Source organism: Pseudomonas sp. HMWF021 (assembly GCF_003061005.1).
GTDB lineage: Bacteria > Pseudomonadota > Gammaproteobacteria > Pseudomonadales > Pseudomonadaceae > Aquipseudomonas.
The window spans coordinates 1-8,515 of sequence record NZ_QAIK01000110.1 but is presented as its reverse complement, the minus strand read 5'-3'; the positions used below and the strand labels follow the sequence as shown (position 1 = coordinate 8,515).

Here is an 8,515-nt window from a genome sequence, read left to right as displayed (position 1 = left end):
CTGACGTGACAACCCGATATCCCATGATGCTTCCTTAAATCGACGCTCCTACATCATGGTCTAAAAAAATTCGACCACAACACGGCAGCTCCTACAGAATCGGCAGCTCCCCTGTAGGAGCTGCCGCAGGCTGCGATCTTTTGATCTTCAAAGGTGCAACGCATGCCCCAAAGCCCGCAACGCCGCTTCCTGCACCGCTTCGCCCAGGGTCGGATGCGCATGGATGGTGCCGCCGATGTCTTCCAGTCGCGCGCCCATTTCCAGGCTTTGCGCGAACGCGGTCGACAACTCGGAAACCCCAACGCCCACTGCCTGCCAGCCGACAATCACATGATTGTCACGACGCGCGACCACCCGCACAAAGCCGCTTTTCGATTCCAGGGTCATCGCCCGACCGTTGGCGGCGAACGGGAAGCTCGACACGATGCAGTCCAGCCCCGCAGCCTTTGCCTCGTCCGGAGTCTGGCCGACCACCACCAGTTCCGGGTCGGTGAAGCACACGGCAGCGATGGCGGTGGGGTTGAATTCGCGGGATTTGCCGCTGATCAGTTCGGCAACCATCTCGCCCTGGGCCATGGCCCGGTGCGCGAGCATCGGTTCGCCGCTCAGGTCGCCGATGGCGTAGACATTGCGCATGCTGGTCTGGCAGCGGCTGTCGATCTTGATCGCCGAGCCGTTCATGTCCAGATTCAGCGCTTCGAGGTTCCAGCCCTGCGTATTGGGTTTGCGGCCAACAGCCACCAGCACCTGATCGGTTTCCAGGTTCAGGGTGTCGCCGTTCGGGTCACGCACCTGCAAGGTGCCGTCGAAACCCAGCACGCTGTGCTTGAGATAGAGCTTAACGCCCAGTTGCTTCAGCGCTTCGTGCACCGGTTGAGTCAGCTCGGCGTCGTAGGCCGGCAGAATGCGTTCCTGCGCCTCGACCACGCTGACTTCGGCGCCGAGCTTTCGGTAAGCGATGCCCAGCTCCAGACCGATATAACCGCCGCCCACCACCACCAGACGCTTGGGCACGGACTTCGGCGCCAGCGCTTCGGTGGAAGAGATGATCGGCCCGCCAATCGGCAGGATCGGCAGGTTGACGCTGGTCGAACCGGTGGCCAGCACCAGATGCTCGCACTGAATGCGCGTGTCGCCGACCTCGACGGTTTTGCCATCGATGACCTTGGCCCAGCCATTGATGACCTGAACCTTGTTCTTTTTCAGCAGCGCCGCGACGCCGGTGGTCAGGCGATCGACGATGCCGTCCTTCCACTCGACGCTTTTGTTGATGTCGAGGGTCGGCGCCGAGACACTGATACCCAGCGCCGAATGCTGGCTGTGATGGCGGGTTTGGTGGAACTGTTCGGCCACGTGAATCAACGCTTTCGACGGAATGCAGCCGATGTTCAGGCAAGTGCCGCCGAGCGATTGGCCTTCGACCAGAATCGTCGAAATGCCCAGTTGCCCGGCGCGAATCGCCGTGACGTAACCGCCGGGGCCGCCGCCGATGATCAGCAGCGTGGTGTTCAAGGTTTGCATTGCATCACTCCACAAACAGGGTCGCGGGTTGTTCGAGCAGGCCACGGATGGCCTGGATGAAGAGCGCCGCGTCCATGCCGTCGACCACGCGGTGATCGAAGGAGCTGGAGAGGTTCATCATCTTGCGGATCACCACCTGGCCTTTGACGACCATCGGGCGTTCGACGATTTTGTTCACGCCGACGATCGCCACTTCCGGCAGGTTCAGCACCGGGGTGCTGACGATGCCGCCCAGCGCACCGAGGCTGGTCAGGGTGATGGTCGAACCGGACAGCTCATCGCGGCTGGCCTTGCCATTGCGTGCGGCGTTGGCCAGACGCGAGATTTCCGCGGCGCTGTCCCACAGGCTGCGCGCCTCGGCGTGACGTACCACCGGCACCATCAGGCCGACATCGCTTTGCGTGGCGACACCGACATGCACCGCGCCGAGGCGGGTGATGACCTGGGCTTCGTCGTCGTAACGGGCGTTCATCTGCGGGAAGTCGCGCAGGGCGACGACCAATGCGCGGACGAGGAACGGCAGCAAGGTCAACTTGCCACGGCTGGCGCCGTGTTTTTCGTTGAGGTGCGCGCGCAGTTCTTCAATGGCGGTGACGTCGATTTCCTCGACATAACTGAAGTGCGCTGCACGCTGAGTGGCGTCCTGCATGCGCTGGGCGATCTTGCGGCGCATGCCGATCACTTGAATCTGTTCTTCGTCGTTGCGCTGGGCGTAAGCGGCGGCTGCCGGTGCGGAAGCGTTCGACTGACCTTGAGCCAGATAGGCCTCGAGGTCTTCGTGCAGCACACGACCGGCCGGCCCGGAACCGCGCACCAGACGCAACTGAATGCCCAGATCCAGCGCATGTTTGCGCACGGCCGGCGAGGCCAGCGGACGTTCATCGGCCTCGCGGGCAACCATCGGGCCTTGGCAAACCGGAGCCGGACGCGCAGCAGCAGCGGCCGCAGGTTTGCTCTCGGCAGCTGTTTCAGCTTTCGGCGCAGCAGGTGCTTCTTTCGCAGCAACCGGTGCTGGCGCGGCGGACTCTTTCAGGTTTCCGGCGCCTTCGACTTCAATGCTGATCAGTACACTGCCGACCGCCATCACTTCTCCCGGCTGACCGCCGAGGGCAATCACCTTGCCGTGGACCGGCGACGGAATATCGACCATCGCCTTGTCGGTCATCACGTCCGCCAGCACCTGGTCTTCAACCACCAGGTCGCCGACCTTGACGTGCCACTGTGACAGTTCTACTTCTGCGATGCCTTCGCCGATGTCCGGCATCTTGATAACGTGCGTGCCCATTCAGACCTCCATGACCCGTTTCAACGCCGCGCCCACGCGGGACGGCCCTGGGAAATACGCCCACTCTTGCGCGTGCGGGTAAGGGGTGTCCCAACCGGTGACGCGTTCGATCGGCGCTTCCAGGTGATGGAAGCAATGCTCTTGCACCAGCGACACCAGCTCGGCGCCGAAACCGCAGGTGCGGGTGGCTTCGTGTACCACTACGCAGCGGCCGGTTTTCTTCACCGACTTGACGATGGTTTCCAGGTCCAGCGGCCACAGGCTGCGCAGGTCGATGACTTCGGCATCCACGCCGGATTCTTCAGCGGCAACTTGCGAGACGTAAACGGTGGTGCCGTAGGTCAGCACGGTCACGTCCTTGCCCGGACGGGTGATAGCGGCAACATCCAGCGGCACGGTGTAGTAGCCGTCCGGCACCTGGGCTTGCGGGTGCTTCGACCACGGGGTTACCGGGCGGTCGTGGTGGCCGTCGAACGGGCCGTTGTACAGGCGTTTCGGTTCGAGGAAGATCACCGGGTCATCGTTTTCGATGGAGGCGATCAGCAGGCCCTTGGCGTCATACGGGTTGGAGGGCATCACGGTGCGCAGGCCACAGACCTGAGTGAACATCGCCTCGATGCTCTGGCTGTGGGTCTGGCCGCCGTAGATGCCACCGCCGCAGGGCATGCGCAGGGTCATCGGCGCGGTGAATTCGCCGGCCGAGCGATAACGCAGGCGTGCGGCTTCGGAAATGATCTGGTCGGAAGCGGGGTAGACGTAGTCGGCGAACTGGATCTCGGCCACCGGACGCAGGCCGTAGGCACCCATGCCCACGGCGACGCCGACGATGCCGCTTTCGGAGATCGGCGCATCGAATACCCGCGAGGTGCCGTACTTGGTCTGCAGGCCTTCGGTGCAACGGAACACGCCACCGAAGTAGCCGACGTCCTGCCCGAACACCACCACGTTGTCGTCACGCTCAAGCATCACATCCATGGCCGAGCGCAGGGCCTGGATCATGGTCATGGTGGTCGTGGTCATGGCGGTTTCCAACTGAATATTGTTGTTGTGATCGTTCATGTCAGATCCCCAACTGCTGACGCTGGCGCTTCAAGTGCTCCGGCATCTCTTTGTAGACGTCTTCGAACATGGTCGCGGCGCTCGGAATCTGGCCGCCGGCGAGGGTGCCGTACTGTTCGGCCTGTTTCTGCGCGGCAATCACTTCGGCTTCGAGCTCGGCGCTGACGGCGGCGTGCTCTTCTTCCGACCAGTGGCCAACCTTGATCAGATGCTGCTTCAGGCGGGCAATCGGGTCGCCCAGCGGGAAGTGGCTCCAGTCGTCGGCAGGACGGTATTTGGATGGATCGTCGGAGGTCGAGTGCGGGCCGGCGCGGTAGGTGACCCATTCGATCATGGTCGGGCCGAGGCCTCGGCGGGCGCGTTCGGCAGCCCAGGCGGAAGCGGCGTAGACCGCGTAGAAGTCGTTGCCATCGACCCGCAGCGAGGCGATGCCGCAACCGACGCCGCGTCCGGCGAAGGTGGTGGCTTCACCGCCGGCGATGGCCTGGAAGGTCGAGATCGCCCACTGGTTGTTGACCACGTTGAGGATCACCGGCGCGCGGTAAACGTGGGCGAAGGTGAGGGCGGTGTGGAAGTCCGATTCAGCGGTGGCGCCGTCACCGATCCACGCCGAGGCGATTTTCGTGTCGCCCTTGATCGCCGAGGCCATGCCCCAGCCCACGCCCTGAATGAACTGGGTGGCGAGGTTGCCGGAGATGGTGAAGAAACCGGCGTCCTTGACCGAATACATGATCGGCAACTGCCGGCCCTTGAGCGGATCGCGCTCGTTGGACAGCAGTTGGCAGATCAGGTCGACCAGCGGTACGTCGCGAGCCATCAGGATGCTTTGCTGACGGTAGGTCGGGAAACACATGTCGTCGATGTTCAAGGCCAGAGCCTGGGCGCTGCCGATGGCTTCCTCACCAAGGCTTTGCATGTAGAACGACATTTTTTTCTGCCGCTGGGCGACCACCATGCGGTTGTCGTAGATCCGCGTCTTGAGCATGGCGCGCATGCCCTTGCGCAGGATCTCGACCGGCACGTTTTCAGCCCAGGAGCCAAGGGCGTTGCCCTGGTCGTCGAGCACGCGAATCAGGCCACGGGCCAGGTCGGCGGTGTCGGCGGGTTCTACGTCAATGGAGGGTTTGCGCACCGTGCCGGCATCGGTCAGATGCAGGTAGGAGAAGTCGGTTTTGCAGCCTGGGCGGCCCGAAGGTTCAGGGACGTGCAGACGCAGCGGTTCATACGCTTGGGTCATGGCTTCTACGCTCGATCTTGTGAATTTCTTGTAGTGAGCTGGCAATCATTCTTGGGTGAAAGAAATCTTGTCCTACAACAATCATAGGCCCGCGCCAGAAGAATATTTCTCTCTGTTTCGTTGCGCTGGAGACGATTTGCAGATAGAAATTCTGCATAAACATAAAAAACAGGTGGTTTTGTCTCATGCGCAAACTGGACCGTACCGACATCGGCATTCTCAACAGCCTTCAGGAGAACGCGCGCATCACCAACGCCGACCTCGCGCGCTCGGTGAATCTGTCGCCGACGCCGTGTTTCAACCGGGTCAAGGCGATGGAGGAATTGGGTTTGATTCGCGAGCAGGTAACGCTGCTCGATGCCGATCTGCTGGGCCTGCATGTGAACGTGTTCATTCACGTCAGTTTGGAGAAGCAGGTCGAGGAAGCGTTGCAGCATTTCGAAGAGGCGATCTCCGACCGCCCCGAGGTGATGGAGTGCTACCTGATGGCCGGCGACCCGGACTATCTGATCCGGGTGCTGGTGCCGACGATTCAGTCGCTGGAGCGGTTCATGATGGACTTTCTGACCAAGGTGCCGGGGGTGGCGAATATTCGGTCGAGTTTTGCGTTGAAGCAGGTGCGGTACAAGACGGCGTTGCCGTTGCCGGCGAATGGGTTGACCCTCGGGTCCTGAAGATCAAAAGATCGCAGCCTGCGGCAGCTCCTACACGGGAAACGGATCCCTCTGTAGGAGCTGCCGCAGGCTGCGATCCTTTGACGTTAAAGCTTGTTAACCGGAATCTTCAGGTAAACCACACCGTTATCCTCGGCCGCCGGAAAATTGCCCGCCCGCACATTCACCTGTATCGCCGGCAACAACAGCGTCGGCATGCCCAGCCCGGCGTCACGCTTCGTGCGCATCTCGACAAACGCCGCCTCATCGATCCCGTCATGCACATGAATATTGCTCAGACGCTGTTCGCCAACAGTGGTCTGGCACTGCGCGGCGCGGCCTTCGGGCGGGTAATCGTGGCAGACGTAGAGTTTGACGCTGGCCGGGAAGGCCAGCAGTTTGTGGATCGAGTTGAACAGCTGATGCGCGTCGCCGCCGGGGAAGTCGCAGCGAGCCGTGCCGACGTCGGGCATGAACAGCGTGTCGCCGACCAGGATCTGCTCGCCGTCGATCAGGTAGGCCATGTCTGCCGGGGTGTGGCCGGGGACGTGCAGGGCGGTGGCCTTGAGATTGCCGATCATGAACGACTCGTTCGGCGCGAACAGGTGATCGAACTGCGAGCCGTCGACGCAGAATTCCGGCTCCAGATTGAACAGCGCCTTGAACACGTTCTGCACCTTGCTGATCGACTGGCCAATCGCGATCTTGCCGCCCAGTTCGCGGCGCAGGTACGGCGCGGCGGACAGGTGATCGGCGTGGGCGTGGGTTTCCAGCAGCCATTGCACCTGCAAGCGCTGTTCACGGACGAAAGCGATGATCTTGTCGGCCTGCGCGGTGCAGGTGCGGCCGGCGGCGCCGTCATAGTCGAGGACCGGATCGACGATTGCACACTGCCCGCCAGCGGCTTCAAAGACCACGTAGCTGTAGGTCGAGGAGGCAGGGTCGAGGAAAGCTTCAATCTGCGCGGGCATGGTTACCAACCTGAACAAGGGAAATGGGTTGCAACACTTTATCTAAAAACATAATGTTCGCAGCTTAAGTGACCTTCAAGGCATCGTGCAAATGCAATCCAGTCTGACCGAATGTGAAGTCGCCCAATTGCGGGCTTCCGCCTCCAAGGCCTGCGCACTGCTCAAGGCACTGGCCAATGAGGATCGCCTGTTGATCCTGTGCCAGCTGACCCAGGGCGAGCGCAACGTCGGCGAGCTGGAAAAAATGACCGGCGTGCGCCAGCCGACCCTGTCCCAGCAACTGGGCATCCTGCGTGATGAAGGGCTGGTGGCGACGCGTCGCGAAGGCAAGTACATCTTCTACGGACTGGCCAGCCCTGAAGTGATACAGGTGATGAAGACGCTGTCGGGGCTGTATTGCGGGGCGGTGCTCAAGAGCTGGGGTCACCCATAAATGTCAGCCAACACCTCCAAAACCTGTGGGAGCTGGCTTGCCAGCGATGGCGGACTGTCAGTCGCCATCAATAGCGGCTGAAAAGTCCCTATCGCTGGCAAGCCAGCTCCCACAGGTTTAGTGGTTTGATTCGAAAAAATCCTTGCGTGCAGCAATAAGGAACAAGCAATGAACGATCAACACTGGGGCCCATCCATCAGTGCAGACATCGTGGTCATCGGCGGCGGCAGCGCCGGCATCGGCTTCGTCGCCAGTCTTCTCAAGCGTGATCCCTCGCTGAACATCACCGTGATCGAGCCAAGCGCCCAGCATTACTACCAACCGGCGTGGACGCTGGTCGGCGGTGGCGCCTTCGACGTCAAGGACACCGCAAGGCCGATGAGCAAGGTGATGCCGCGTCAGGCCACCTGGATTCAAGCGGCAGTCACCGCGATTGATCCCGACACGCGTCAGCTCACCCTCAACGATCAACGCACCGTCACTTACCAGAACCTGATCGTCTGCCCCGGCCTGCGGCTGGCCTGGGAGAAGATCGAGGGCCTGCAGGAAAGCCTCGGCCAGCACGGCGTGACCTCCAACTACAGCTATCAGCATGCGCAGTACACCTGGGATCAGGTGCAGAAACTGCGCGGCGGCAAGGCGCTGTTCACCCAGCCGGCGATGCCGATCAAATGCGCCGGGGCGCCGCAAAAGGCGTTGTACCTGTCGTGCGATCACTGGCGTAAAACCGCTGTGCTGAACAACATCAACGTCGAGTTCAATCTGGCCGGCGCGGCGTTGTTCGGTGTCGCGACCTTCGTCCCGCCGCTGATGAAGTACATCGAGAAATACAACGCGCACCTGGCCTTCAACAGCAATCTGGTCAAGGTCGACGGCCCGGCGAAAACCGCGTGGTTCGAGGTCAAGGATGCTGAAGGCAACGTCACCACACAGGCGAAAACTTTCGATCTGCTGCATGTCGTGCCGCCGCAAGTCTCGCCGGATTTCATTGCTCAGAGCCCGTTGGCCGACACTGGCGGCTGGTGTGAAGTGAACCCGCACAGCCTGCAACATCCGCGTTACCCGGAAGTGTTCGGCCTCGGTGATATCTGCGGCACCAGCAATGCGAAAACCGCTGCCGCCGTGCGCAAGCAGGTTGTGGTGGTCGCGGAAAACCTGCTGGCCCTGCGCAGACAACAACCGTTGCCACTGAAATACGACGGCTACGGTTCGTGCCCGCTGACGGTGGAGAAGGGCAAGGTGATCCTCGCCGAGTTCGGCTACGGCGGGAAGTTGCTGCCGACCTTCGCCCTCGATGCGACCGTGCCGCGCCGCTCGGCGTGGTTTCTCAAGGCGACGTTGCTGCCGTGGTTCTAC

The 8,515-nt window shown here is 61.7% G+C and carries 8 protein-coding genes; 3 read left to right on the top strand and 5 right to left on the bottom strand.

All coding sequences use genetic code 11. The annotated features are described in order from the left end of the window. Window positions 1-147 precede the first annotated feature (147 nt). The 4 genes from lpdA to DBR18_RS15060 are packed head-to-tail and all read right to left on the bottom strand — an operon-like array spanning window position 148 to window position 5,102. Window positions 148-1,521 carry a dihydrolipoyl dehydrogenase gene (gene lpdA / locus DBR18_RS15075; protein WP_108590900.1) on the bottom strand — a complete coding sequence of 458 codons (1,374 nt, stop codon included), beginning with the start codon at window positions 1,519-1,521 and terminating at the stop codon, window positions 148-150. Between the two features lie 4 nt (window positions 1,522-1,525). Next, on the bottom strand, window positions 1,526-2,806 hold the full coding sequence (locus DBR18_RS15070; RefSeq protein ID WP_108590899.1) for a dihydrolipoamide acetyltransferase family protein: 1,281 nt from the start codon (window positions 2,804-2,806) through the stop codon (window positions 1,526-1,528). Continuing rightward, complete coding sequence (locus tag DBR18_RS15065; protein ID WP_003224000.1) at window positions 2,807-3,865, bottom strand: alpha-ketoacid dehydrogenase subunit beta; 1,059 nt, start codon at window positions 3,863-3,865, stop codon at window positions 2,807-2,809. A 1-nt stretch (window position 3,866) separates the two neighbouring features. After that, on the bottom strand, window positions 3,867-5,102 hold the full coding sequence (locus DBR18_RS15060; protein ID WP_108590898.1) for a 3-methyl-2-oxobutanoate dehydrogenase (2-methylpropanoyl-transferring) subunit alpha: 1,236 nt from the start codon (window positions 5,100-5,102) through the stop codon (window positions 3,867-3,869). A 185-nt stretch (window positions 5,103-5,287) separates the two neighbouring features. On the opposite strand from DBR18_RS15060, the gene bkdR reads away from it, so the two are divergent. Then, entirely contained in the window at window positions 5,288-5,776 is a 489-nt protein-coding gene (gene bkdR / locus DBR18_RS15055) for a Bkd operon transcriptional regulator BkdR (protein ID WP_016985245.1), read from the top strand. Window positions 5,777-5,862: 86 nt separating this feature from the next. Here bkdR and DBR18_RS15050 read toward each other — a convergent pair whose 3' ends face one another. Next, on the bottom strand, window positions 5,863-6,726 hold the full coding sequence (locus DBR18_RS15050) for an MBL fold metallo-hydrolase (protein ID WP_108590897.1): 864 nt from the start codon (window positions 6,724-6,726) through the stop codon (window positions 5,863-5,865). A gap of 91 nt (window positions 6,727-6,817) precedes the next feature. On the opposite strand from DBR18_RS15050, the gene DBR18_RS15045 reads away from it, so the two are divergent. Both DBR18_RS15045 and DBR18_RS15040 read left to right on the top strand, forming a co-directional pair. Beyond that, window positions 6,818-7,159, top strand: a complete 342-nt coding sequence (locus DBR18_RS15045) for a helix-turn-helix transcriptional regulator (RefSeq protein ID WP_003224002.1) — start codon at window positions 6,818-6,820, stop codon at window positions 7,157-7,159. Window positions 7,160-7,327: 168 nt separating this feature from the next. Further along, on the top strand, window positions 7,328-8,515 hold a 1,188-nt coding region (locus DBR18_RS15040; protein WP_108590896.1), incomplete at its 3' end, for an FAD/NAD(P)-binding oxidoreductase.

Bases quoted from the DNA above. Each gene is read 5' to 3' on its own strand.
- DBR18_RS15060 (WP_108590898.1), bottom strand. From the start codon at position 5,102: ATGACCCAAGCGTATGAACCGCTGCGTCTGCACGTCCCTGAACCTTCG.
- DBR18_RS15065 (WP_003224000.1), bottom strand. From the start codon at position 3,865: ATGAACGATCACAACAACAATATTCAGTTGGAAACCGCCATGACCACG.
- DBR18_RS15050 (WP_108590897.1), bottom strand. From the start codon at position 6,726: ATGCCCGCGCAGATTGAAGCTTTCCTCGACCCTGCCTCCTCGACCTAC.
- bkdR (WP_016985245.1), top strand. From the start codon at position 5,288: ATGCGCAAACTGGACCGTACCGACATCGGCATTCTCAACAGCCTTCAG.
- DBR18_RS15045 (WP_003224002.1), top strand. From the start codon at position 6,818: ATGCAATCCAGTCTGACCGAATGTGAAGTCGCCCAATTGCGGGCTTCC.
- lpdA (WP_108590900.1), bottom strand. From the start codon at position 1,521: ATGCAAACCTTGAACACCACGCTGCTGATCATCGGCGGCGGCCCCGGC.
- DBR18_RS15070 (WP_108590899.1), bottom strand. From the start codon at position 2,806: ATGGGCACGCACGTTATCAAGATGCCGGACATCGGCGAAGGCATCGCA.